Here is a 23,901-nt window from a genome sequence, read left to right as displayed (position 1 = left end):
CTAGATCTCCAGGGCGCCGCGCGGGTGGCCGTACTCGCGGCCGCACGCGGTGAGCGCGACCACGCCGTGCCCCTCGACCCGGGTATGGGGACCGAGCGCGCCCGGATCGACCGAGGCCTGAGCGGCGACCGTGCGGGCGTCGCAGCTCTCGACGCCGTCGGCGAGCGAGCGTTCGTGGGGGAGGAGCCTGCCCTCCTCGGCGGGGTGCGGGCGGCCGAGCTGGTCGTCGGGCTCGAACGCGTCGTAGTAGCGCAGGACCTCGCCGTTCGCCGCGACGATCCAGGCCGTCCAGCCATCCGCGCGGTCCATCCCGTGCCGGTGGCCCATCCCGTACCAGTGGACGGTGCCGAACCGCAGGCTGAGCGCGGCGGTCCGCGCCAGCATCGTGTCGCGGAGGCGCTCCTCGAAGGCGTCGTCCCCGCCGGGCCCGATGCGGTGCTGGTCGTCGGACGGCGCGCCGAACACCAGCGTCCAGCCGTCCAGCACGGGACTCACATAGACGCGCGAGCACGCCCGGTGCGCCGCGCCGGGGCAGCCGCCACCCCCGTCGTGCTGGTCGTGGTGCCAGGTCAGGCCGCCGAGCCGCATGGTGACCGGCTCGGGATCACCGAGGCCGAACGCGTCGAGGACGGCGGCCCGGTCGCCGGTGGGCAGCGCGAACCACGAGCCGCACAGGCGCATCGGCGCGGGCACCTCGGCGGGGATCTGGAAACGGATCAGCCGCCGGAGGAGGGCGCGGTCGCGGTCGTCCAGAGCGTCCGGGCCGCCGACGGCCAGCAGCGCCTCCAGCGCGCGGCGGCGCGCGAGGCCGCGGCCCGACCGGCGGGCGTCGCGGAGAAGCGGCAGGACGATGCCGGGGCTCAGCGCGCGCAGCGCCCACACGGCGCCGCGCCGGACGTCGGGGTCGGGGTCCTGCAGCAGTTCGATGAGCTCGGGAGCCTCGATTTCCACGGCGGGAACGTAACAGTCGCGGCTGACAAAATCCGCTGCTGTTGACAAATACCGCCCGGTCGGGGCTCATCTCGGGGCGGTGCTGGCCCTCAGGACGACCTTGCCGGTGATGCGCTCGACGCGGCTCCGCCGGCCGCGCGGCTCGCGCAGGGCGAGGTTGGTGACGCGTTCGCCCATCTCGTCGAGGGGGAGCGCCACGGTGGTGAGCGGGGGAGTGAGGTCGCCGACGATCGGGATGTCGTCGAAGCCCGCGAGCGAGATGTCGTCCGGCACGGTCAGCCCGTTGTCGCGGAAGGCGGTCAGTGCTCCTATCGCCATCACGTCGGTCACGGCGAACACGCAGGTCGGGCGCAGGTCGCGGCGCATCAGCTCGGTCGCGGCGGCATGCCCGCCGTCGCGGGTGAAGGCACCCTCGACGACCGCGTCCTCGCTGAGCTGGACGCCCTCCTCGGCGAGGGTCTCGCGGAACCCGGCGAGCCGGTCCGACACGGTCGTCAGCGCCCGGGGGCCGGTCAGCACCGCGAAGTCGCGGTGGCCGAGGTCGAGCATCGCGCGGGCGAGGGCGGCGGCACCCGTGCGGTTCTCCGGGAGCACGGCGTCGACCTTCAGGCTGCGGTGCCGGCTGACCACCGCGACGCGGCCGCCCGCGTTCAGGTACGGTTCGAGCTCGGCGGCCATCGACCGTTCCCAGGCGCGGTCCTCGAAGCCGGAGCCGATCAGCAGGATGGCCCGGGCCCGCTGGGCGCGGAGCATGGCGATGTACTCGACCTCGCGGAGCGGGTCGCGGTTGGTGCTGGCCAGCATGACGAGCTGGCCGTGCGCGGCGGCGGCGCGCATCACGCCGCGTGCTATGGCCGCGAAGTAGGGGTCGCTGACGTCGTGGCAGATGACGCCGATGGCCTGGCTCGACACGCCCGCGAGGGCCTGCGCGTGGGCGTTCGGCGTGTAGGCGAGCTCGGCCGCCGCGGCGAGCACGCGCTCGCGCAGGTCGGCCCGTACCTGTGAGGTGCCGTTGAGCACGCGGGACGCGGTGGCGAGCGACACGTCCGCCCGCCGCGCCACGTCCTGGAGTGTCACGTGCGCCCGTTCGCCGGCCATCCTGATCCCTCCCGAGCCCGTCCTGCAGCGCCCTGACCGCCGCCCGGAACGGTCGAGCCGCACGTGAGACGAACCGCGCGCCGCGCAATTCGTCTGGGGTTCACCCCTTGACCCTGCCGGAAGGCATCCATATCGTACTACAGAAAGCGCTTTCTGAATGCGCTTTCTGAGACCGCCGATGGAGGTGCTCGTGGTGAGTCAGGGCACGGTTTCCGGGGTTCCGGTGGCCGGCGTGGCCGAACGGGACAAGCCCGGCCCGGCCGACCGGCTGCGGGACGCACTGGAACGGTCGTGGCGGCCGGTGGCGTTGCTCGCCGCCTGCCTGGCCGCGTGGTGGGTGGTGACGGCGGCCGAGCTGGTCAAGCCCTATCTGGTGCCGTCACCCGGCAAGACGCTCAACGTGTTCACCGAGAAGTGGGACTACATCTGGCAGCACACCTGGGTGACGACGTACGAGACCCTGCTCGGCTTCGCGCTCGCGGTGGCGTTCGGGGTGCTCGCCGCGGTGGTCATGGTCTACTCCTCGACGGTGGAGAAGACCCTCTATCCGATCCTGCTCTTCGCGCAGGTCATCCCCAAGATCGCGATCGCGCCGCTGTTCGTGGTGTGGCTGGGCTTCGGCATGACGCCCAAGGTCTTCGTCGCGGTCCTCATCTCGTTCTTCCCGGTGGTCATCGCGATGGTCACCGGCCTCAAGGCCGTCGATCCGGAGATGCTCGAGCTGTCGGCCACGATGGGCGCCGGCTCGCTGGCGACGTTCGCCAAGATCCGGTTCCCGGCGTCGCTGCCGTACCTGTTCTCGGGCCTCAAGGTCGCGGTGACGCTCGCGGTCACGGGCGCCGTCGTCGGGGAGTTCGTCGGCGCGAACGAGGGCCTCGGCTACGTGATCCTCCAGGCCAACGGCAACCTCGACACCCCCATGCTGTTCGCCGGGCTGGTGGTCATGTCGGCCATCGGCGTCGTGCTGTTCGTCCTCGTCGAGCTCGCCGAGGCGCTGCTCATCCCCTGGCACGCCAGCCGCCGTGGCTCGGCCGTGACCACCTCGTACTGATGGCCACCCGTACTGATCGCCACCCGTCCTGACGACCACCTCGTACCGACGTACCGACCGCTCGTACCGACGCATCGACCCCCTGAGACCGGAGGTCCACCCCCATGAGGCTCCGCAGATCCGCCGCCGTCCTCGTCCCGCTCATCCTGATGACCGCCGCGTGCGGCGGGGACGACTCGGGCGGCAAGACCAAGAGCGCGTCAGGCAAGGAGCTCGACAAGGTCACGCTGACGCTCAACTGGTACCCCTACGGCGAGCACGCGCCGTTCTACTACGGCAAGAAGCAGGGCATCTACGAGAAGCACGGCATCGCGATCGACATCAAGGCCGGCCAGGGCTCGCAGAAGACGGTCCAGGCCACCGGCGCGGGCCAGACCGACTTCGGCTGGGCGGACACGCCGCCGCTGATGGCGGGCGTGGGCCAGGGTCTTCCGGTCAAGAGCCTCGGCGTGTTCCTGCAGACCACACCGGTGTCGGTGCAGTCGTTCACGAGCAAGGCCATCAAGACGCCGGCCGACCTCAAGGGCAAGCGCATCGCCTCCACGGCCGGTGACGCGCCGTCGAAGACGTTCCCGGTGTTCCTGAAGAAGAACGGCCTCGCCGAGGGCGACGTGAAGATCCAGAACACCGACCCGGCCGGCAAGATGGCCGCGGTGATGTCGGGCCAGGTCGACGCCCTCATCGGCTACGCCAACGACCAGGGCCCGACCATGCAGAACAAGTCCGGCAAGCCCGTCTCGTACGTGCGCTTCTCCGCGTTCGGGCTGAGCTACTACTCCAACGGCCTCATCGTCGGCGACCGCAAGCTGAAGAGCTCGCCCGACCTGGCCAAGCGCATGTTCGCCGCCACCAGCGAGGCCTGGGCGGCGGCCGAGAAGGACCCGGCCGGCGCCGTCGCGTCCATGCAGGGCGCCTCCGCCCAGCTGCCGCCGCCCGCCGTGCTCACCGACCAGTTCAAGACGACGATCACGCTGCTGCACACCGACGCCACCAAGGGCAAGGCGCCCGGCGTCAACACCCCGGCCGACTGGACGCAGACCATCAACCTCTTCGCCCAGACCGGAGTGATCGGCAAGGCGGAGGCACCGGACAAGTACTGGGCCTCGGACGTGGCCCCCCAGGGCTGACGGAGGGCTGGCGGAAGGCTGTGAAGATCATCAGCGAGGACGAGACCGCGGCGAAGGCCGGGCCCGCGGGCGACGACGCCGACACGGCGGCGGTGCGGATCGACGACGTCGCGGTCCGGTTCCGGACGAAGAAGCGCGACGTGACGGCACTGCACAAGGTGTCGCTGGACATCGGCATGGGCGAGTTCGTGGCGATCGTCGGGCCCTCGGGCTGCGGCAAGTCCACGCTGCTCAAGCTGATCGCGGGCCTGCTCAAGCCGTCCGGCGGCGGGCTGTGGCTGCGCGGCGAGAAGGTCACCGGGCCGCGGCCCGACATCGGCTACGTGTTCCAGCGGGCCGCGCTGCTCGAATGGCGGACCGCGCGCCGCAACATCCTGCTCCAGGCCGAGATGCGCAAGATGCCCGCCGGGCAGGCGCGCGAGCGGGCGGACCGGCTGATCGAGATGACCGGGCTGCGCGGGTTCGAGGACGCCCACCCGCACGAGCTGTCGGGCGGCATGCAGCAGCGCGTGGCGCTGTGCCGGGCGCTGCTCCACGAGCCGCCGGTGCTGCTCATGGACGAGCCGTTCGGCGCGCTGGACGCCCTGACGCGCGAGCAGATGAACGTCGAGCTCAACCGCATCTGGCGGGAGACCGGAACGACCGTCGTGCTGGTCACCCACTCGATCGCGGAGGCGGTCTACCTCGCCGACCGGGTCGTGGTCATGTCACCGCGGCCGGGCACCGTCGAGGAGATCATCGACGTCGGGCTGCCCGCCGAGCGGGACTACTCCGCCACCATGGCGCGGCCCGAGTTCGCGCGCGCCACCGGGCGCATCCGGGAGCTGCTCGGCGCCGGCCCGGCGCTCGACTGACGGTCGCGCCTCGCATCGTCTGCATTGTTCGTCGCTGTAACGAAGGGGATTCATGGGGACGGAACGCAGGTCCATCGGCGTGGTCATGAACGGTGTGACCGGACGGATGGGCTACCGCCAGCATCTGCTCCGGTCGATCCTGGCCATCCGCGAACAGGGCGGGCTGACCCTCGCGGACGGGACCGTGCTGTGGCCCGAGCCGATTCTCGTCGGCCGTACCGCGGGCAAGCTCAAGGCCCTGGCCGAGCGGCACGGGCTCACCGAGTGGACCACCGACCTGGCCGAGGCGCTGGACCGGCCCGGTGTCGAGATCTACTTCGACACGCAGATCACCGGCGCCCGGACGGAGGCGATCCGCACCGCGATCGCCGCGGGCAAGCACATCTACACCGAGAAGCCGCTGGCCGATGACCTGCCGGGCGCGCTGGAACTGGCCCGGCTGGCCGACGAGGCGGGCATCAAGCACGGCGTCGTCCAGGACAAGCTGTTCCTGCCGGGCCTCAGGAAGCTGAGGCGGCTGGTGGAGGGCGGCTTCTTCGGGCGGATCCTGTCGGTGCGCGGCGAGTTCGGCTACTGGGTCTTCGAGGGCGACTGGCAGGAGGCGCAGCGGCCGAGCTGGAACTACCGGGTCGAGGACGGCGGCGGCATCATCGCCGACATGTTCTGCCACTGGCGCTACGTGCTCGACGAGATCGTGGCTCCGGTGAAGTCTGTGCAGTGCCTGGGCGCCACGCACATCCCCGAGCGGGTGGACGAGGACGGCAAGCCCTACGAGGCCACGGCCGACGACGCGGCGTACGGCATCTTCGAGCTGGAAGGCGGCATCATCGCGCAGCTCAACTCGTCGTGGACGACCCGTGTCTTCCGCGACGAGCTCGTGGAGTTCCAGGTCGACGGCACCGAGGGCAGCGCGGTCGCGGGCCTGCGCCGCTGCCGCGTCCAGCACCGGTCGATGACGCCCAAGCCCGTCTGGAACCCCGACATCCCCGCCACCGAGGACTTCCGTGCCCAGTGGCAGGAGGTGCCCGACAACACCGAGTTCGACAACGGCTTCAAGGTGCAGTGGGAGGCGTTCCTGCGGCACGTGGTGGAGGACGCCCCGTTCAAGTGGGACTTCCACGCCGGAGCGCGCGGCGTCCAGCTGGCGGAGCTGGGGTTGCAGGCCTGGCGGGAGGGCCGCCGCCTCGAGGTCCCGGAGCTGACGTGACGATGAAGCTCCATCTGCCCGAAGCTGACGGCACGCTGGCGCCGTACACCTTGGGCGAGCCGCGGGCCTACGGGCGCACGTCCGCCCCCAGCGCCCGCAGATCCGCCTACGCGGCGGCGCACGTCGTCGTCGACCCGCTGAGCGACAGCGGATCGCTCGACTGGGACACGACGCTGGCGTTCCGCCGCCACCTGTGGTCGCACGGCCTGGGCGTGGCCGAGGCCATGGACACCGCGCAGCGCGGCATGGGCCTGGACTGGGCCGCGACCCGCGAGCTCATCCTGCGGAGCGGCGCCGAGGCGGCGGCCTGCGGGGGCCGCATCGTCTGCGGCGCCGGGACGGACCAGCTGCCCGCCGGTCCGGCCTCCCTGGCGGACATCACCGCCGCGTACGAGGAGCAGCTGGAGGTCATCGAGGCCGCCGGCGCCGTGCCCGTGATCATGGCGAGCCGCCAGCTCGCCGCCGCCGCGGGCGGGCCGGAGGACTACGCCGAGGTGTACGGGCGGCTGCTCGGGTCGGTGTCGCGTCCGGCCGTGCTGCACTGGCTGGGGCCGATGTTCGACCCGGCGCTGGAGGGCTACTGGGGCTCGCCGGACGTGGACGTGGCCGCCGACCATGTGCTCACGATCATCCAGGAGCACGCCGACCGCGTCGAGGGCATCAAGGTGTCGCTGCTGGACGCGGGCAAGGAGATCGCCCTGCGCCGCCGCCTGCCCGCGGGCGTGCGGCTCTACACCGGCGACGACTTCAACTATCCCGAGCTCATCAAGGGCGACGCCGAAGGCCACAGCGACGCGCTCCTCGGCATCTTCGACCCGATCGCCCCGGCGGCGGCCGCCGCGATGCGCGCCCTCGACGCGGGCGACGGCGAGGCCTACGAGGAGATCTTCGGGCCGACGGTGCCGCTGTCCCGGCATCTGTTCGGCGCGCCGACGTACTACTACAAGACCGGGGTGGTGTTCCTGGCCTGGCTGGCCGGGCACCAGCGCGCCTTCCGCATGGTCGGCGGCCTGGAGAGCGCCCGCTCCGTCCCGCACCTGGTCAGGCTCTTCACGCTCGCCGACGCGGCGGGACTGCTGCCGGATCCCGACCTGGCCGCGTCCAGGATGCGGGCCTGGCTGGCCGTCCAGGGGGTGCAGCAATGAGCCCGTCGTGGGATGCCGCGCTGGCCGGGTCGTTCAGCTTGAACCAGTGGACGACGCGCTACTGGCCGCTGCCCGACATGGTCGCGGGCTGCGCGGACGCCGGGGTCCGGGGCGTCGGGCTGTGGCGCGAGCCGGTCGCCGAGTACGGGCTCGCGCGCACGGCCAAGCTCGTCCGGGACGCCGGGCTGTCGGTGACGTCACTGTGCAGGGGCGGGTTCTTCCAGGAGGCCGACCCGCTCACCGACAACCGGCGCGCGATCGAGGAGGCGGCCGAGCTGGGCGCCCCCGTTCTGGTGCTGGTCAGCGGCGGGCTGCCGGACGGATCGCGGGACCTGGACGGCGCGCGCGAACGGGTCGCCGACTCGATCGCCGAGCTGGCGCCGTACGCGGGCGGCCACGGCGTCCGCCTGGCCATCGAACCGCTGCACCCCATGTACTGCTCCGACCGGTGCGTGGTGTCGACGCTGGGCCAGGCCCTCGACATGGCGGCACCGCTGCCCGTCGAGCAGGTGGGGGTCGTGGTCGACACGTACCACCTGTGGTGGGACGTCGACGCCTACGACGACATCGCGCGGGCGGCGGACCGCATCGCGATCTTCCAGGTGGCCGACTGGGTCACGCCGCTGCCGCAGGGCGTGCTGACCGGGCGAGGGATGCTCGGCGACGGCTGCGTCGAACTACGTCGTTTCCGGGAGGCCGTGGAGGCGGCGGGCTACGAGGGGCCCGTCGAAGTCGAGATCTTCAATGAGGAGTTGTGGGCGATGTCCGGTGCCGGGGCCCTGTCCCTCACCATGGACCGCTTCACCGAGCACGTCGCCTGAACCATCGGGGCTATCGGGGTCTATCCAGAAAGCGCTTTCAATTCACACCGACCAAAGGACGGGTGGGATGCGCAAGACAAGGTGGTTCCATCTAGCGATCGCCGTGACCGTCGCCGCCTCACTGCAGGTGGCGCCGGCGCACGCGGCTTCCGCGCAGGCACGATCGGCCCCTCCCGGGGATCCGATCCTCGACCCGATCCCGGAGGACCCGATCGCCTCCGGGCTCGGGCTCACCGTGGAGGAGTTCGCGCAGTTCCCCAAATCCGAGCCGACGCCGGCGCCCACCGACCAGCGGTTGATGCGCATCGCGCGCATCAACCACCTCGGTGAGATCCCCGACGGCTCGCGGCGCAAGTACGTGCCGGACCTGAACGGCAAGCTGTACCTCGTCGAGAAGGGCCAGACGCCCAAGACCTACCTCGACGTCGGCGCCACGTTCGCCCCCGCGTTCTTCTCCGGCAGGGGCATGGGCCAGGGATTCGGGTTCGTCACGTTCGACCCGGGCTTCAAGAAGAACGGCCGCTTCTACACCGTCCACACCGAGCTGGCCACGGCCGCGACCAAGCAGCCGGACTTCCCGCCCCAGCCGGGCACGACCTACCACGGCATCGTCACCGAATGGACGGCCGAGAACCCCGCCGCCGACACGTTCAAGGGAACGAAGCGCGAGGTCCTCAGGCTCGGATTCGCCGGGCAGATCCACGGCATCCAGCAGATCGACTTCAACCCGACCGCGCGGCCGGGCAGCGCCGAGGCCCGCGTGCTGTACATCGCGGCCGGCGACGGCGGCATCGGCAACCGCACGACCGTCCCGCAGGACCTCTCGGTCCCGCACGGCAAGATCCTGCGCATCGACCCGCGCGGCACCGACGGCGTCAACGGGCAGTACGGCATCCCGAAGGACAACCCGTTCGTCGGCAAGGCCGGCGCGCTCGGCGAGATCTACTCCTACGGCATGCGCGACCCGCACCGCTTCAGCTGGGACCCGGGGGGCAGCCACCGCATGTTCCTCGGGCACATCGGCGAGCACGCCATCGAGGCGATCTACGACGTGCGCCCCGGCTCGAACCTCGGCTGGAGCGACCGCGAGGGCAACTGGGTCTTCGACCGCGCCGCGACCAACCCCTGCAACCGGCTCTACCCGCTGCCGGCCGACGACGCCAAGAACGGCTACACCTACCCGGTCGCCATGTACGACCACAACCCGCCGCCCACCTGGAACTGCACGTCCGACGTGGGCCGCGCCGTCGCGGGCGGCTTCGTCTACCGCGGCAACAAGATCCCGGCACTGCGCGGCAAGTACGTCTTCGACGACCTGGTCGACGGCCGGATCTTCTACACCGAAGAGCGGGACATGAGGCTCGGCGGCAAGCCCGCCACGCTCAACCAGCTCATGATCTACGACGCCGCCGGCAAGCGCGTCTCGATGGCGGACCTGTCGGGCCCCGGCTCCATCGGCGACCCCAAGCGTCCCGACCTGCGGATCGGCCGGGACGGCTCCGGTGAGCTCTACCTGCTCGCCAAGGCCAACGGGAAGATCTGGAAGGTCACCGGCACCCGCACGTTCGCGGACTGCAAGATCGGCCACACCCCCGTCCGGCACGTGATGGCGGCCAAGAACTGGACGCCGGTCACCCCGTCCAAGTGGCAGTTCCCCGGCAAGGAGGCGATCCTCGCCGAAGCGGGCGCGGCGCGCCCCGGCCCCCGCCGCCCGTTCGAATACTCCGTCCTGAACGCGGGCCCGGCCTGGGGCTCGTTCCAGCTCGAAGCGAAGGTAAGGCTCGACACGCCGGTCTCGATCTCCAACCGGGACGTGATCCTCGTGTACGGCTACCGCTCCGACCTGGAGTTCTCGTACGCCCACCTCTCGTCGGACAACACGATCTATCCGCACAACGGCATCTTCAACGTCAACAACGCCGACCGGCTGCGGCTGGACGACCAGTGGGACGCGGTGCGCTCGGTGGGCGCGGCGCCCGCCGTGAAGGATGAGGCCTGGCACAAGGTCCGGCTGCGTCACTGCGCCGACACGGGCGAGACCGCCGTCTACATGGACGGCGCGAAGAAGCCGCTGATGACCGCCGTGGACAAGACGTTCCCGACGGGCCGGATCGGCTTCGGCTCGTTCGACAACATCGGCCGTATCCGCGACCTCAAGGTCACCGGAACCCGGGCGGGCCGATGAGGATCACGAAGACGGCGGCGGCCCTCGCGACCGCCGCGCTGGGTGGGTCGCTCGTGGTGGCCGCTGCAACCCCTGCGGCGGCCCACCCAGACAACCTGCGCCGGCACCTGATCGCCTCGTACGACTTCGACCACCCCGTCCGGGGCAACCCCGCGCAGGAACGTGACCGGGGCCGCTCCGGCACCCCCATCGACCTGGTGAACGGCGGCGCGGCCATGCGCGTGCGCGACCGCGCGTACCGAGGCAGCCGCAACGCCCTCCAGCTGGGCCAGGTCAACCCCACAACCGCGGGCAACGACGACTGGAAGGCGGGCATCTTCTCGCCCACGGGAGTCCCCAGCCTTCACGCCTTCAACGGGGTGAAGCAGGTCACGATCTCGGGCTGGTTCAAGATGACCGGCCAGAACCCGAGCCCCAACTCCAACTCGGCCGACCCGAACGACAAGTACAACGCGGTCGGCCTCGCCGGTGTGCTCACCGGCAACTCCTCGGGCCATGACGTACGGGCCCTCCTGGAGGTCATCAGCGTCTCGGGCGAGCTCCGCGTCGTGGCCCTGGGCCGCCGCGTGGACGGCGCGTCCTCCCAGACGTTCGCCGCGAACCAGCCGTGGCAACAGGTGCTACCCCAGAACACCTGGGTCGCCCTCGCCGCCACGTTCGACTTCGACACCGGCACGATGAAGCTCTACAAGAACGGCAAGGCCCTCGACGGCTCCTACGTCCTCCCGGGCGACCCCTGGGCGGTCGAAGGCCCGCCCGAGCCCGACCTGGCCTCCGCCACCGACCCCCGCGGCATCAAGATCGGCGGCAGCTACCCGCAGAACGACCGCGAGGGCAACCCCTGCAACTGCCGCATGGACGGCCTGAAGTTCTACGACCGAGCCCTGACCGACCGAGAGATCTACTGGCAGTACCGCCTGACCAAGTAGCACGCGCGTCCCTCCCGGGCCCGCTCCCGGGAGGGACGACCGTCCGACCCCACCGCTATGGTCCGATCTGTGGGGGAGATTCGATACCTGCAAGGTGACGCGACGTCGCCGCAGGCCAAGGGCGTCAAGGTCATCGCGCACGTGTGCAACGACCTCGGCGGCTGGGGCAAGGGCTTCGTGCTGGCGATCTCACGCCGCTGGCCCGAGCCGGAGGCGGCCTACCGGGCCTGGCACCGCGACCGGGCGCACAACGACTTCGGATTGGGCAGCATCCAACTCGTCCAGGCGACCCCGTACATCTGGGTAGCCAACATGGTGGCCCAGCGCGGCATGAAGCCCAGCCGCAAGGGCCCGCCGATCCGCTACGAGGCCCTGGACAAGTGCCTGGCCGCCCTGGCCCCCCAAGCAAAGGCGCTCAAAGCCTCCATCCACATGCCCCGCATAGGCTGCGGCCTGGCCGGAGGCAAATGGGAACGCGTAGAGCCCCTCATCACCGCCAACCTGACCACGAGAAACCTGGACGTCACGATCTACGACACCTGACCGGACGTTCCTTGGCGGAGGAAGCGCAGGAGGCGGCGGGTCTGGTCGGGGTCGCGGGTGGCCAGGGCGATGCCGTTCGCCAGGGCGAGGAGGTCGGTGGCCGTCAGGTCGGCGCGGACGGCGCCGGATCGCTGGGCGCGGGTCAGGAGGGCGGACGCGGTCGCGTGCATGGACTCGTCGGCGGTCAGGCCGCGATGGGTGGCGGTGCGGGTGATGTACGAGCGCAGCCAGCCGAAGAGGGCGTCGGCGGGGGAGTCTGCTTCGAGGAGCGCCTCTCCTTCCTCGCGGAGCGCGGCCTTCAGATGCTCATAGTCCCGCATGACCGCGTGACCAGGGGAGGACGTGGTCTCTGTCGAGGAGGTCGGGGCGTTCGAGCTGGTCGAGCATGAGGTGGACGGTTCGGCGCGCGTCGCGGGTCCAGGCGAAGCACTGTTCGATGGACGTGCACTCGGTGGCCGCGCGGCGGCGGGCCGTTTCGATGATTTCCGCGGCGTCTGACGTGATGTCCTCGACGTCCCAGGCGGTTAGTTGCAGATCGGTCAGGCCGGTGGGGTTTGTGAGTTCTTCTTGGAGCCATTGCCAGGGAGGTTCTTGGAGGTAATGGCGTTCGCTCGGTTCTGGGCCCGTGAAGAACGGGTGGTAATGAGCGGCTGTGAAGTTGCCCGGCGGTTCGTCGAGGCGGTCGAAGAGGTCGGCGCGCCAGAGGGGCTGGTCGACCAGGATCTTCTGGGCCGCTGACTCCGTGCCACGCCGGTCCTGCGGGACGAGGCGCCGGAGCTCCAGGCGCGTCCCGTGTTCGAGGTGGCTGTCGTTGAGGTCGATCTCGAACCAGTGGCGGACGAGGATCGCCACCTCGTCGTAGGCGAACGCGTGCTGCACGATCTTGCCCCTTCCCGTGACCGACCTTACGTTGTGCAGGAACCGGATGGTGCGGCAGGGCCTCTAATCGTCAGCGGCCTGTGTCATGGCGGGAGGCACCGTGGAACCGACGCTCAATGTTCTCAGGCGGCCGGTTCCGGTCTTCCTGCGGCGGCGGTTCCTGCTCAGGTTCGCCGCCATGGCGGTGGCGCCGCTGGTGGGGCTCGGGGTACTCGGCTCGCAGGAGAAGCTGCTCCTGCCGCTGGAACGGGTGCTGGTCGTCAAGGGCAAGCTGGCGTCCAAGGGCGACTACTTCGAGGACGCCGAGGTCCAGCGGATCCTGATGCGGCATGGGATCCGGGTGCAGATCACGAGGTCGTCGAGCAGGGAGGTCGCGGTCAACTCGCTCGGCGGGTACGACTTCGCCTTTCCGTCGGGGCAGCCGGCCGCGCGGCTCATTCTGGATTCGCGGAACGCGAAGGGGTTGCGTGCCAAGCAGTTCCGGCCGTTCGTCAGTCCCATCGTGCTGGCCACTTTCCGGGAGTACGCGGAGACGCTGCGGGGCAAGGGGGTTGCGCGAAGGCAGGAGAAGGCCGGGTCGCTCTACTACGACCTCGATATGAAGCGTTTCCTGGAGCTCGTCAAGGGCGGGCAGCGCTGGAACGATCTGGGCATCAAGCAGCATGGGATGTCGAACGGCAACCTCGTGCTGGCGCAGACACCGGATCTGTGCGCGGCCAACTCGGCCGCCACGTACATGGGGCTCATCGCGTTCGTCGAGAACGGCAACAGGGCGGTGGGGAGCGCCCAGGAGGCCGTCGCGCTGGCCAGGAGGATCAAGCCGCTGCTGACCGAGCAGGGGCTCCCGACCTCGGAGATCTTCAAGACGTACGCGGCGCCCGAGGGGCGGCAGATCGCGCCGATCATCGTGGTGTACGAGCACCAGTTCCTGGCGTACCAGCTCGACCGTTCCGACGGTGAACGGGTGCTGATGTATCCCCAGCCGGGCTTCTTCCCGCTTCCGGAGCTCATCTCGTTCAACGACAAGGGCGACCGGCTCGGCGAGCTCATCGTCAGCGACTCCGAACTGCGGCGGCGGGCCGTGGAGCTGGGGTATCGGATTCTCGACAATCCGGGCGCGCCGCCCGGCAAGCAGCTCGGGGCGTTCCTGGACGAACGGCGGATCCCGGCGCCCGCCATGACGACGCCGGACCTCACCCGGACCGTGCTGCCCTCGGTCGGGGACCTTGAGAAGATGCTCGTCGAGGTCGGCTGCTCCGAGAGCAAACCCTCGTGAGGGCGCGGCGGGGTCTGGCGGCTCTCGTTCTCCTGGCCGCCGGTTGCAGTTTCGACGGTTCGGCCTCGACGCAGCTGAGTGTTCTCGCCGGGTCCGAGCTTGCCGACATGGCGCCGCTGCTCGGTGATCTCGAACGCGACACGGGCGTCAAGCTGCGCATGGACTACAGCGACGACACGCTGGAGCCCGGCCGCTATCACCACGATCTGGCCTGGTTGTCGTCCGACCGCTACTTCCGGCTGAAGATGAAGGCGGGTGTGCGCAGGGAACCGCCGCTCAGCAACACGACGATGCTCTCACCAGTGGTCATCGGGTTGAAGCCAGAGACCGCGGCGAGGCTGCCCAAAGATCCCTCGTGGGCCGACGTCGCCGACGCGGCGGGTCAGGGGCGGCTCCGTTTCGCGATGGCGGACCCGAGGACCAACGGGAGCGGCCTCGCGGCGCTGGTCGGAGTGGCGACCGCCGCGCGGGGCGGGGCGCTGCGGCCGCAGGACGTCACCTGCGACCGGCTCCGCGGCTTCTTCACCGGCCAGACCCGTGCCGCCCGGTCCTCGTCGAAGCTCGTCGACGAGTACGTGGCGAACCAGGACCAGACCGAGGGCCTCATCGCCCACGAATCGACGTTGCTCTCCCTCAACGCGTCGGGCAGGCTCAAAAAGCCGCTGCAGGTCGTCTATCCGCGGGACGGCATGGTGATGTCGGACTACCCGCTGCTGCTCCTGGATCCCGCCAAGCGCGCCGCGTACGACAAGGTCGTCGGCTGGCTCAAGAGCGACGAGGTGCAGCGGAAGATCATGCGGCGGACGCTGCGGCGCCCGCTCGGCCCGGACGTGGCGCGCGACCCCCGGCTGCGGGCCCCGGTCGGCAACGCCCTCTTCTTCCCCGGCCAGAAGAAGGTCATCGACACCCTGCTCGCCAACTACGACGACCCGGCCGAGCGCAAGCCGGACCGGGTGGTGTTCCTGCTCGACTTCTCCCGTTCCATGGCGGGGGCCCGCATCGTCTCCGTCAAGTCGGCCTTCGCCGGTCTCGGCGGCGCGGACGGCTCGTCGGTGGGCCGTTTCGTGCGCTTCCACCAGGGCGAGGAGGTCACGGTCGTCCGCTTCGGCGGGCGGGCGCTGGCCGAGAAGACCTTCACCGTCGGCGCACCCGGCGCGATGGAGCGGCTCCGCGACTTCATCGACACCGACGACTTCGACGGCAGCACCGCGATCTGGTCCGCGCTCGACGGCGCGTACCAGAGGGCCGGGGACGGCTCCCGGCGGACGTCGATCGTCCTCATGACCGACGGCCGGAACAACGCCGGCATCACGCTCCCCGAATTCCTGCGCCACGAGCGGCCGCGCGCCGTTCCCACGTTCGCCGTCGGTTTCGGTGCCGCCGACCGGGACGGCCTTCGCCGGGCGGCCACCGCCACCGGCGGGCGGCTCGTCGACGGCGACACCCGGCCGTCCCTGCTCGAAGCCCTCAAGGAGATCCGTGGGTGTCGCTGACAGCCTGTGGCGGAGCATCAACATGCCGTGGATGCTCGTATGGCTCGCCACGTTCGCGTCCTTCGCCGGCCTGGCCGTCTACGCGGCCGCGGCCTACCGCCGCCAGCGCCGGTCCCGCACCGCGCGCGGCCAGGGCCTGATCGACATCTGCGTCTACCTCAACGCCCGCCTGGTCATGGGCATCTACCGCACCAGCCGGTCCCGCCCGGCCCTGGTCCGCCAGGTCGTCGAGCGGACGACCGAGAGCAGGTCCCGCGAGGCCTGGGGAACGGTCTACGGCCTGGGCGGGGGCGGCGGCAAGGAGGTGAGCGACGAGCGGCTCCTCAGCTACATCGAGGAGAAGGAGCCGATCAGCGTCATCTCCGAGGTCATGAGCCTGCTGGAAGAGCGCGACGGCGTCGTCTACGCCGATCTCACCGACGGCACGATCCTGCCCGGCCCCGCCGTGGCCAAGGTGCTCGGCGGCAACGCCCGATCCCTTCGCCTCAGCGACCTGCGCGGCCACTACGTCTCGGTGACGGGCCTCTTCCAGCTGTCCGAGCCGGCCGGCGACAGGGTGACGTTCCTGGCCCCGTACGGAGTCTCCCCGGCGGACGACGGGCCCTCCCCGCACGTGAAGATCACCTGTTCCGCGGGCGGGATGCAGGACCAGGACGAACGCGTCGAACGGTTCCACGCCCGCTGCCTCGGCAAGGTGAACGGCTGGGATCCCGAGGCCCGCGTCCTCGACCTCCATCCGGTGGCGATCTTCCGCTGACCTCAGGCGCGGCAGGTCAGGGGCCGGCCGCCGTTGAACGTGATCATGTCGTTCAGCGCTGCCATCAGATCGATCTGCGCGCCCGGCTCGGCACCGTCCAGCTCGGCGTAGGCGCGGTAGAGGTTGCCGACGATCCGTTCGGAGTCGCTGAGCTCGGCGTACGGGCCGAGGTCGGTCTCGCGTGCGAGCTCCAGCGGCGACAGGCCCGCGGCCTTGCCCTTCTCCGCCGTGGCGAGCACGAACCGCGCGTAGCCCACGACCCGTTCGATCAGGTCGGGGCCCGCGACCGGACCGTGCCCGGGCACGATCGTCTCCGCGCCGAGCGGCGCGATCACCTCTTCGAGCACCGTGATCGCGCCGCGCACCGAACCCTGCATCAGGAACGGCGTGCCCCCGTTGAACAGCAGGTCGCCGCAGAACAGCACGCGCCGGTCCGGTATCCACACGATCGAGTCGTTGGTCGTGTGCGCCGGGCCGCCCACGTGCCGGACCTCGCACCGCAGGTCGTCGACCCACACCGTGACGCCCTCGGCGTAGGTGAGGAACGCGGGCTCGATCTCCACGTCCCCCCATTCGACCTTGGTCCAGTACGGCTCGTCGAACGGCCGGCCCCACGCGATCGCTCCCTCGCGCGTGCCCTCGTGGGCGACGATGGTCGCGCCCTCGAAGAGGTAGTTGCCGAACGTGTGGTCACCGTGGTGATGGGTGTTGACGAGGGTCCGCACAGGCTGCGACGTCACCGAGCCGATCGCGGCGAGGTACGCCCGCGTCCGGCGTTCGGTGGAGCACGCGTCGACGCTGACCACGCCCCGCGTACCGGCCAGGAAGCCGGTGTTGTTGATCCACCACGTGCCGTCCGGCTGGATGTAGCCGAAGATCCCCTCGCTGACCTCCTCGAGGTGAGGCGGGGCGGGCGTGGTGATGTCGTGCGCGGTGCTGCTCATGGCCAGTGGTCTACCGGATGCTCAACGGGCGAGCAAGGCCCGCAGCGCCTTCACCACCTGGGCCGGGGCCTCCTCCGCCATGAAGTGGCCGCAGCTCACCGTGGCGTGCTCCAGGTCCGGCGCCCAGGCCCGCCACCGGGCGGCGGCGTCGAAGCCGAGCGCGGCGCCCCAGTCCTGCTGGAGGACCGTGACCGGCATCCGCAGCACGTTCCCGGCCCGGCGGTCGGCCTCGTCGTGCTCGACGTCGGCGAACGCGGACGCCCGGTAGTCGGCGACGATCGACGGGACCGCCTCCCGGCAGGCCTTCAGGTACGCGGCGCGCACGTCGGCAGGGATCGCCTCGGGGTCCTGCGCCCACAGGTCCAGGAAGTGGCCGAAGAACGCGTCCGGACTGGCGCCGATCAGCTGCTCCGGCAGGCCGGGCGGCTGGGCCATCAGGTAGAGGTGGAAGCCGACCGCGGCGGACGCTCCGCGCATCACGTCCCACATGTCGAGGGTGGGCAGCACGTCGAGCGACGCCAGATGGGTGATCGTCTCAGGGTGGTCGAGGCCGGCGCGAATCGCGACCAGCGCGCCCCGGTCGTGCCCGGCCAGGGCGAACCGGTCGTGCCCGAGCGCGCTGGCCAGCGCGATGATGTCGGCCGCCATGGTGCGCTTGGAGTAGGTTTCGCCGTCCGCCTCGGCGGGCTTGTCGCTGTCTCCGTAACCGCGCAGGTCGGGGCAGATGACGGTGTGGTCGGCGGCGAGGTCGGCCGCGACGTGCCGCCACATCAGGTGGGTCTGCGGGAAGCCGTGCAGCAGCACGATCGGGCTGCCCGAGCCGCCGACGGCGGCGTTGAGCGCCACGCCGTCGGCGACGGGCACGCGCCGGTAGTCGAATGCGCTGATCTTGGGTGCCATGTCGATCTCCAATCGAGGGTTACGGGATCAATGTGCCCGCGCCCGATCAGCGCTCGATCAGCGCCGGAGCAGCGGGCAGGGCGGACGGCGATACCGTGGGAGGCGTGTCTGGAGTGACCTTCGGGGTGCTGGGGCCGCTGGAGGCCCTGCGGGACGGCGTGCCGGCCGATCTGAAGGGCCCGCGGCACCGGGCCGTGCTGGCGCGGCTGCTGGTGGCGGGGGGCCGGGTCGTCCCGGTGTCCAGGCTGATCGACGATCTCTGGACGGACCCGCCGGAGGGGGCGCTCGGCGCCGTGCAGACCTTCGTCGCCGCGCTGCGGCGGGCGCTGGAGCCGGATCGGCCACCCAGGACGCCCGCCCGGCTGCTCGTGACCGTGCCGCCGGGCTACGCGCTCCGCCCGGAGCCGCAGGCGGTGGACGCGTGGCGGTTCGAGGCCGCGGTCAGGGAGGCCGGGGAGCCGGCGCCCGCCGGCGCGTTCGAGCGGCTGGACGAGGCGCTCGCGATGTGGCGGGGGCCTGCGTACGCGGAGTTCGCCGAGGAGGACTGGGCGCGCGGCGAGGCCATCCGGCTGGACGAGCTGCGCCTCCTCGCCGTGGAAAGACGTGCCGAGGCCGCGCTCGCGCTCGGGCGTGCGGCCGCGTCCGTCCCCGACCTGGAACGCCACGTCGAGAGCCACCCCCTGCGGGAGGACGGCTGGCGCCTGCTCGCGCTGGCGCTCTACCAGTCAGGAAGGCAGGCGGACGCGCTGGGCGCGCTCCGCCGGGCCAGGGCGCTCCTCCGCACGGAGCTCGGGCTCGATCCGGGGGAGGGCCTGCGGCGGCTGGAGACCGACATCCTGGCCCAAGCTCCCCACCTCTCCGCGCGCGGTGATGCTCCCTCCACCGTGAAGACCGGGCCTGGCGCGCCGCCCCCACTGGCACCCCCGCCAGGGCAGGCGTTCGTCGGGCGCGCGTCAGAGCTCGCCGACCTGGCGAAGGCCGCCGACGCGGTGATCGCGTCGGGACGGCCCGTTCTGGCTCTCCTCTCCGGCGACGCGGGAGCGGGCAAGACCGCGCTGGCCGAGGCGCTGAGCGCCGAACTCGCCGCGCGGGGCTGGACGACGGCCCGGGGCGCGAGCCCAGAAGGAGACGGGGCTCCCGCCTCCTGGCCCTGGGCCCGGATCGCCGAGAGCCTCGGCCAGACCGGCCGGCCCTCGCCTTCGTCCACTGATCCGCTTGAGGCGAGGTTCCGCAGGCACCGCGCGATCGCCGCCTACCTGGCGAAGACAGCGGCACAGAGCCCTGTGCTCCTCGTCTTCGACGACCTGCACTGGGCGACCGAGGAGACCCTGGCCCTGATGACCGCGCTGGCCACCGATCCCACCGCCGGTCCCGTGCTCATCGTCGGCACGTACCGTTCCACCGAGATCTCGCCGACGCTGACCGAGGCCCTCGGCCGCTCCGCCCGCGCCGAGCCTGCCCGCATCTATCTCGGTGGCCTGGCGGAGGGGGAGGTGGCGGAGCTGGTCCGCGTCCTCGCCGGCCGGGACGTGGATCCCGGCACCGCGCGGCTGATCCACCGGCGCAGCGCGGGCAACCCGTTCTTCGCACGCGAGCTCACCCGGCTCCTGGACACCGAGGGCGACCTCAACGCCGTGCCGGCCGGTGTCCGCGACGTCATCCGCCAGCGGCTGGCGCGGCTGCCGGAGAGCGCGCGGGCCGTCCTCCGGCAGGCCGCCGTGATCGGGCCGGACGTGGACCTCGACGTGCTGATCACGCTGGCGGGAGATGAGGAGGCCGTGCTCGACGCGGCCGAGGCCGCCCTGCTGGCCGGTTTCCTGACCGAGCCCGATCCCGACCGGCTCCGCTTCGCCCACGCCCTGGTCCGCGAGGTGCTGTACGAGGACGCGCCGCGCGCACGGCTGATCCGCTGGCACGCGCGGATCGCCGACATCCTCGAACAGTCCAGGCCGGACCAGGTGGAGACGATCGCCCACCACCTCGTACGCGCGAGCAGCCGCGCCACCGCCGCCCGCACCGCCCGCTATGCCCGCGCCGCGGCCGAACGCGCCGACGAACGGGTGGCGCCGCACGAGGCCGCCCGATGGTGGCGGGAGGCGGTCGCCGCCACAGCGGGGGACTCCCGGGCCCATCTGGAGGCCGTCATGGGCCTGGTGCGGGCGCTGGCGGTGACCGGCGATCTCGACGGCGCCCGCCGCCTGCGGGCCGAGGCGATCACCGAGGCCGAGCGGCTGGCCGAGCCGCTGCTCACCGCGCAGGTGATCGGTTCGTTCGACGTGCCCGCCAACTGGACGACCGTCGACGACCCCGCCCGGGCCGCCCATGTCGTCGCCGCGGCCGAACGCGCCCTGGCGGATCTTCCCGCACGCCACGACGCCGAACGTGCCCGCCTGCTCGGCACGATCGCCCTCGAACTGCGTGCCGACTCCGGCGAACGGGGCGGCCGGGCGGCCCGCGAGGCGGCGGAGATCGCCCGCCGTCTCGGCGACCCGGCCCTGCTCGCGTTCGCCCTCAACGCCCGCTACCTGCAGTCGTTCGGGCGCGCCGGACTCGCCCCGGAACGGGCCCGGATCGCCGCCGAACTCGTCGGGCTCTCAGCCCGGCACGGTCTCGTGACCTCCGAGGTCCTCGGGCACCTGATCCTCGTCCAGTCCCATGCGGCGCTCGCCGACCTGAGCGCCGCGGACGAGCACGCCGCCGCGGCCGACAAGCTCGCCGAACGCTACGAGCTTCCGCTCGTCGGCGTGTTCACCGAGTGGTACGCGGCGCTCCGGCTCGCCGCGACGGGCCGTGCGGACGAAGCGGAGCCCGCCTATCGCCGGGCCGCCGCGAGGCTCGCGGGCACCGGCATGCGAGGCGTGGAAGACGGCATCCTCCCGCTGGCGCTGCTGTCCCTGCGGCTCCAGGAAAGCCGGCCCGCCTCCGACCTGGCGGACATGGACTTCGGCCCGTACGAGCCCTGGGCGCGCCCCCTGATCCTCAACGCCGAAGGCAGGCACGAGGACGCGAAGGCGGCGTCGCGAAGGATCCCGGATTCCCCGCACGACCTGCTGTTCGAAGCCCGGACCTGCCTGCACGCCCAAGCCCTGCTGGAGCTGGGCGGCGACCGCACGGCACTGGAGAAGCTCCATGCCGACCTGCTGCCCGCGGCCGGTGAGCTCGCCGGAGCAGGCTCGGGCATGCTCACGCTCGGGCCGGTATCGGACTTTCTGAACGCGCTCGCGACAGCCTGACCTGCGACGCGACGACACCGCGAAAAGTCCGCCTTTCAGGCCATTGAACGGTTCCTCCGGAGTCTGCATGATCTCGTCATGAGACGGCTGCTCGCGTTCTCCGCCGCCCCGCTCCTCCTGGCGACGCTGCTCACCGTGCCCCCGCCGCCCGCGCGCGCCGCCGCGACGCCCGCCGCGCCCGGCGGATGCGATCCGATCGCGCCGGCCGAGTGCCTGCTGCCGTTCCCCAACGACTGGTACACCCGGGCCGACCGCACGAGCGCCACCGGCCGCCGCGTCGCGTTCGGCCGCGACGTCCTCCCGCGCGCCGTGCTCGGCGGGCCCGTCGATCCCGCCCCCTGGAACCGCGCCGACGGGTTCTCGCCCGGTTCCACCCTCATCACCCAGATCCCCGGGGTCGATCTGGCCGCGACGGGCGCCGCGCCGGTCACCGACATCGGCCGGTCGCTGCGCGCCGACGCGCCCATCGTGGTCCTCGACGCGAAGACCGGCGAACGATGGCCGTACTGGGCGGAACTCGACGCCAACGCGCCGCAGGCCGGCCGCAAGGCACTGCTGATCCGCCCGGCCCGCAACTTCCTCGACGGGCACCGCTACATCGTGGCGCTGCGCGGCCTCAAGGACTCCGCGGGCCGGACGATCCCGCCGTCCGCCTCGTTCGCGAAGGTCGCCGGGCGTGACCTGCCGTCGCGCGATCCGCTGTACCAGCGGCAGCGCCGGCTGAAGCCCGCGCTCGCCCGCCTGGCCAAGGCGGGCGTCGACCGCCGCTCGCTCACCCTCGCGTGGGACTTCACCGTCGCGAGCACACGCAGCCTGACGGGCGACCTGCACGCCATCCGGGACGACGCGTTCCGGCGGCTGGGGACCCGGGCTCCCGGCCTGCTCGTCACCAAGGTCACCGATCTCGCGCCCGACGCCGATCCGCGCATCGCCCGCGAGGTCGAGGGCGTCATCGCCGTCCCCAGCTATCTCGACACTCCGGGCGGGCTGCCGGGCTCCAGGTTCCACCGGAACGCCAACGGCAAGCCGAGCCGCCTGCCGGGCAACACCCAGGCCGCGGGCTTCCGGTGCGAGATCCCGCGTGCCGCGTTCATCAAGCCGTCCAGCCCTGCCCTCTACGGGCACGGCCTCCTCGGCAGCCGCAACGAGGTCGGCGGCGGGAACGTCAGGGCGATGGCCGCCGAGCACAACTTCACCTTCTGCGCCACCGACTGGATCGGCATGGCACAGGAGGACATCCCGAACGTCGTCTCCGCGCTCCTGGATCCCGGCCGCTTCGCCACGATCCCGGAACGGATGCAGCAGGGGATGCTGAACGCGCTCTTCCTGGGGCGCAGCCTCATCCACGCGAAGGGCGGCCTGGTCACCAACAAGGCGTTCCGCACCCCGGACGGGCGTCCCCTCATCGTCCCCGGCCAGGGGCTCGTGTTCGACGGCAACAGCCAGGGCGGAATCCTCGGCGGCGCGCTCGTCGCGGTCTCCGGTGACATCAAGCGCGGCGTCCTGGGCGTGACCGCCATGAACTACAGCCTGCTGCTCAACCGCAGCTCCGACTTCCCCACGTACGGGCGGATCCTGGACGTCTCCCAGCCCGACAAGCTCCGCCAGCAGATCCTCTTGGGGCTCTTCCAGATGCTCTGGGACCGAGGGGAGACCAACGGTTACGCCAACCACCTCACCGACAAGCATCAGGTGCTGATGCACATCGCCTACGGCGACCACCAGGTGGCCAACGTCGCGGCCGATGTGCAGGCGAGGACGATCGGCGCCCGCCTCGTCCAGCCCGCGCTGGCGCCCGGGCGCAGCCCCGACCGCGTCCCGTACTGGGGAATCCTCCCTGCTGGAAGGCTGCCCTACACCGGCTCGGCGATGGTCGTCTGGGATAGCGGCACGCCGTCGCCGCCGGCCACCAACACCCCGCCCACGCAGGGCGAGGACCCGCACTCGGACCCGCGCAACATGCCGAACGCCCGGCAGCAGAAAGCCGTCTTCCTGCGGACCGGGCAGGTCATCGACGTCTGCCAGGGCGCACCCTGCAAGGCCAACCCCAGCTGACGGCGAACCTCAGCTGAGCGTCAGGCCACACCGGCCTCCCGCTTGATGTCGTCGAACTGCGCCGTCATCGCGTCGGCGAGGGCGTTGGCGGCGGAAAGCGGGCGGACCATCACGCAGAAGCGGTCGATGAGCCCGTCGTCGTCGAGATGCAGGAAGTCGCAGCCGTGCACCTCGCGGCCGTTGACCGTCGCCTTGAAGACCAGGGCGACGTCATGGCCGCCGGGCTCGTGGATCTCGTTGACGTAGTGGAGATCCTCGAAGACCCGCATGACGCCCCGCAGGATGGCGGCGACCAGCTCCCGGCCGACATACGGCTTGAACGCGACGGGGCTCAGGAACTCGACGTCCCGGGCCAGCAGGAGCGGGAAGCCTTCGACATCACGTTTCTCCACGGCCGCGCGGAACGGGTGCATCGGGCCTCCTAGTCATATTATTGAATAGGTAAGGATGCTA

At 71.3% G+C, this 23,901-nt stretch carries 21 protein-coding genes; 14 read left to right on the top strand and 7 right to left on the bottom strand.

Annotated elements, in window-relative coordinates:
* Positions 1-951 (bottom strand): HEAT repeat domain-containing protein, encoded by a 951-nt coding sequence (locus ACGFNU_RS16335; RefSeq protein ID WP_392594236.1) that lies wholly within the window; start codon positions 949-951, stop codon positions 1-3.
* A gap of 66 nt (positions 952-1,017) precedes the next feature.
* Positions 1,018-2,049, bottom strand: a complete 1,032-nt coding sequence (locus ACGFNU_RS16330) for a LacI family DNA-binding transcriptional regulator (protein ID WP_392594235.1) — start codon at positions 2,047-2,049, stop codon at positions 1,018-1,020.
* Positions 2,050-2,242: 193 nt separating this feature from the next.
* Between ACGFNU_RS16330 and ACGFNU_RS16325 the strand changes: the two genes are divergently transcribed.
* The 9 genes from ACGFNU_RS16325 to ACGFNU_RS16285 all read left to right on the top strand — a co-directional run bounded on the left by ACGFNU_RS16325 (position 2,243) and on the right by ACGFNU_RS16285 (position 11,911).
* Positions 2,243-3,100, top strand: a complete 858-nt coding sequence (locus tag ACGFNU_RS16325; RefSeq protein WP_392594233.1) for an ABC transporter permease — start codon at positions 2,243-2,245, stop codon at positions 3,098-3,100.
* 104 nt (positions 3,101-3,204) lie between these two features.
* A complete protein-coding gene (locus ACGFNU_RS16320) occupies positions 3,205-4,227 on the top strand; it encodes an ABC transporter substrate-binding protein (protein ID WP_392594231.1) in 1,023 nt (340 codons plus the stop codon).
* 20 nt (positions 4,228-4,247) lie between these two features.
* Positions 4,248-5,081, top strand: a complete 834-nt coding sequence (locus ACGFNU_RS16315) for an ABC transporter ATP-binding protein (protein ID WP_392594229.1) — start codon at positions 4,248-4,250, stop codon at positions 5,079-5,081.
* A 52-nt stretch (positions 5,082-5,133) separates the two neighbouring features.
* Positions 5,134-6,288 (top strand): Gfo/Idh/MocA family protein, encoded by a 1,155-nt coding sequence (locus ACGFNU_RS16310; protein WP_392594227.1) that lies wholly within the window; start codon positions 5,134-5,136, stop codon positions 6,286-6,288.
* 2 nt (positions 6,289-6,290) lie between these two features.
* On the top strand, positions 6,291-7,433 hold the full coding sequence (locus ACGFNU_RS16305; RefSeq protein ID WP_392594917.1) for a dihydrodipicolinate synthase family protein: 1,143 nt from the start codon (positions 6,291-6,293) through the stop codon (positions 7,431-7,433).
* On the top strand, positions 7,430-8,254 hold the full coding sequence (locus ACGFNU_RS16300; protein WP_392594225.1) for a sugar phosphate isomerase/epimerase family protein: 825 nt from the start codon (positions 7,430-7,432) through the stop codon (positions 8,252-8,254). Before ACGFNU_RS16305 ends, ACGFNU_RS16300 begins: the two co-directional genes overlap by 4 nt.
* Positions 8,255-8,321: 67 nt before the next feature.
* On the top strand, positions 8,322-10,439 hold the full coding sequence (locus ACGFNU_RS16295; RefSeq protein WP_392594224.1) for a PQQ-dependent sugar dehydrogenase: 2,118 nt from the start codon (positions 8,322-8,324) through the stop codon (positions 10,437-10,439).
* Positions 10,436-11,368, top strand: a complete 933-nt coding sequence (locus tag ACGFNU_RS16290; RefSeq protein ID WP_392594222.1) for a LamG-like jellyroll fold domain-containing protein — start codon at positions 10,436-10,438, stop codon at positions 11,366-11,368. The genes ACGFNU_RS16295 and ACGFNU_RS16290 overlap by 4 nt, the downstream gene beginning before the upstream one ends.
* Before the next feature lie 69 nt (positions 11,369-11,437).
* Positions 11,438-11,911, top strand: coding sequence for a macro domain-containing protein (locus ACGFNU_RS16285; RefSeq protein WP_392594221.1), 474 nt, complete (start codon positions 11,438-11,440; stop codon positions 11,909-11,911).
* Here ACGFNU_RS16285 and ACGFNU_RS16280 read toward each other — a convergent pair.
* Entirely contained in the window at positions 11,899-12,231 is a 333-nt protein-coding gene (locus tag ACGFNU_RS16280; protein WP_392594219.1) for a hypothetical protein, read from the bottom strand. The genes ACGFNU_RS16285 and ACGFNU_RS16280 overlap by 13 nt on opposite strands.
* The gene (locus tag ACGFNU_RS16275; RefSeq protein WP_392594217.1) at positions 12,218-12,790 is read right to left on the bottom strand and encodes a hypothetical protein; all 573 of its coding nucleotides are present in this window, start codon (positions 12,788-12,790) and stop codon (positions 12,218-12,220) included. Before ACGFNU_RS16275 ends, ACGFNU_RS16280 begins: the two co-directional genes overlap by 14 nt.
* Positions 12,791-12,890: 100 nt before the next feature.
* Between ACGFNU_RS16275 and ACGFNU_RS16270 the strand changes: the two genes are divergently transcribed.
* The 3 genes from ACGFNU_RS16270 (at position 12,891) to ACGFNU_RS16260 (ending at position 16,316) form a co-directional block, all read left to right on the top strand.
* On the top strand, positions 12,891-14,066 hold the full coding sequence (locus ACGFNU_RS16270) for a hypothetical protein (RefSeq protein ID WP_392594216.1): 1,176 nt from the start codon (positions 12,891-12,893) through the stop codon (positions 14,064-14,066).
* A gap of 107 nt (positions 14,067-14,173) precedes the next feature.
* The gene (locus ACGFNU_RS16265) at positions 14,174-15,559 is read left to right on the top strand and encodes a substrate-binding domain-containing protein (RefSeq protein ID WP_392594214.1); all 1,386 of its coding nucleotides are present in this window, start codon (positions 14,174-14,176) and stop codon (positions 15,557-15,559) included.
* Positions 15,546-16,316, top strand: a complete 771-nt coding sequence (locus ACGFNU_RS16260; protein WP_392594213.1) for a hypothetical protein — start codon at positions 15,546-15,548, stop codon at positions 16,314-16,316. The genes ACGFNU_RS16265 and ACGFNU_RS16260 overlap by 14 nt, the downstream gene beginning before the upstream one ends.
* A gap of 2 nt (positions 16,317-16,318) precedes the next feature.
* Here the strand turns inward: ACGFNU_RS16260 and ACGFNU_RS16255 are convergent, their stop codons facing one another.
* Entirely contained in the window at positions 16,319-17,260 is a 942-nt protein-coding gene (locus ACGFNU_RS16255) for an MBL fold metallo-hydrolase (RefSeq protein ID WP_392594211.1), read from the bottom strand.
* Positions 17,261-17,281: 21 nt separating this feature from the next.
* Complete coding sequence (locus ACGFNU_RS16250) at positions 17,282-18,160, bottom strand: alpha/beta fold hydrolase (RefSeq protein ID WP_392594209.1); 879 nt, start codon at positions 18,158-18,160, stop codon at positions 17,282-17,284.
* Positions 18,161-18,264: 104 nt separating this feature from the next.
* Between ACGFNU_RS16250 and ACGFNU_RS16245 the strand changes: the two genes are divergently transcribed.
* Positions 18,265-21,393, top strand: coding sequence for a BTAD domain-containing putative transcriptional regulator (locus tag ACGFNU_RS16245; protein WP_392594207.1), 3,129 nt, complete (start codon positions 18,265-18,267; stop codon positions 21,391-21,393).
* A 78-nt stretch (positions 21,394-21,471) separates the two neighbouring features.
* Positions 21,472-23,448 (top strand): hypothetical protein, encoded by a 1,977-nt coding sequence (locus tag ACGFNU_RS16240; RefSeq protein ID WP_392594205.1) that lies wholly within the window; start codon positions 21,472-21,474, stop codon positions 23,446-23,448.
* A 20-nt stretch (positions 23,449-23,468) separates the two neighbouring features.
* Here the strand turns inward: ACGFNU_RS16240 and ACGFNU_RS16235 are convergent, their stop codons facing one another.
* On the bottom strand, positions 23,469-23,861 hold the full coding sequence (locus tag ACGFNU_RS16235) for a nuclear transport factor 2 family protein (protein WP_392594203.1): 393 nt from the start codon (positions 23,859-23,861) through the stop codon (positions 23,469-23,471).
* Positions 23,862-23,901: the final 40 nt, after the last annotated feature.

Source organism: Spirillospora sp. NPDC048911, from assembly GCF_043198015.1.
Classification (GTDB): Bacteria; Actinomycetota; Actinomycetes; order Streptosporangiales; family Streptosporangiaceae; genus Spirillospora.
Note: the sequence above shows the minus strand (reverse complement) of the source record. Positions and strands in the feature narration are given on the sequence as shown.

Bases quoted from the DNA above. Each gene is read 5' to 3' on its own strand.
- ACGFNU_RS16330 (WP_392594235.1), bottom strand. From the start codon at position 2,049: ATGGCCGGCGAACGGGCGCACGTGACACTCCAGGACGTGGCGCGGCGG.
- ACGFNU_RS16320 (WP_392594231.1), top strand. From the start codon at position 3,205: ATGAGGCTCCGCAGATCCGCCGCCGTCCTCGTCCCGCTCATCCTGATG.
- ACGFNU_RS16310 (WP_392594227.1), top strand. From the start codon at position 5,134: ATGGGGACGGAACGCAGGTCCATCGGCGTGGTCATGAACGGTGTGACC.
- ACGFNU_RS16305 (WP_392594917.1), top strand. From the start codon at position 6,291: ATGAAGCTCCATCTGCCCGAAGCTGACGGCACGCTGGCGCCGTACACC.
- ACGFNU_RS16300 (WP_392594225.1), top strand. From the start codon at position 7,430: ATGAGCCCGTCGTGGGATGCCGCGCTGGCCGGGTCGTTCAGCTTGAAC.
- ACGFNU_RS16295 (WP_392594224.1), top strand. From the start codon at position 8,322: ATGCGCAAGACAAGGTGGTTCCATCTAGCGATCGCCGTGACCGTCGCC.
- ACGFNU_RS16290 (WP_392594222.1), top strand. From the start codon at position 10,436: ATGAGGATCACGAAGACGGCGGCGGCCCTCGCGACCGCCGCGCTGGGT.
- ACGFNU_RS16280 (WP_392594219.1), bottom strand. From the start codon at position 12,231: ATGCGGGACTATGAGCATCTGAAGGCCGCGCTCCGCGAGGAAGGAGAG.
- ACGFNU_RS16265 (WP_392594214.1), top strand. From the start codon at position 14,174: ATGGCGCCGCTGCTCGGTGATCTCGAACGCGACACGGGCGTCAAGCTG.
- ACGFNU_RS16255 (WP_392594211.1), bottom strand. From the start codon at position 17,260: ATGAGCAGCACCGCGCACGACATCACCACGCCCGCCCCGCCTCACCTC.
- ACGFNU_RS16250 (WP_392594209.1), bottom strand. From the start codon at position 18,160: ATGGCACCCAAGATCAGCGCATTCGACTACCGGCGCGTGCCCGTCGCC.
- ACGFNU_RS16240 (WP_392594205.1), top strand. From the start codon at position 21,472: ATGAGACGGCTGCTCGCGTTCTCCGCCGCCCCGCTCCTCCTGGCGACG.
- ACGFNU_RS16235 (WP_392594203.1), bottom strand. From the start codon at position 23,861: ATGCACCCGTTCCGCGCGGCCGTGGAGAAACGTGATGTCGAAGGCTTC.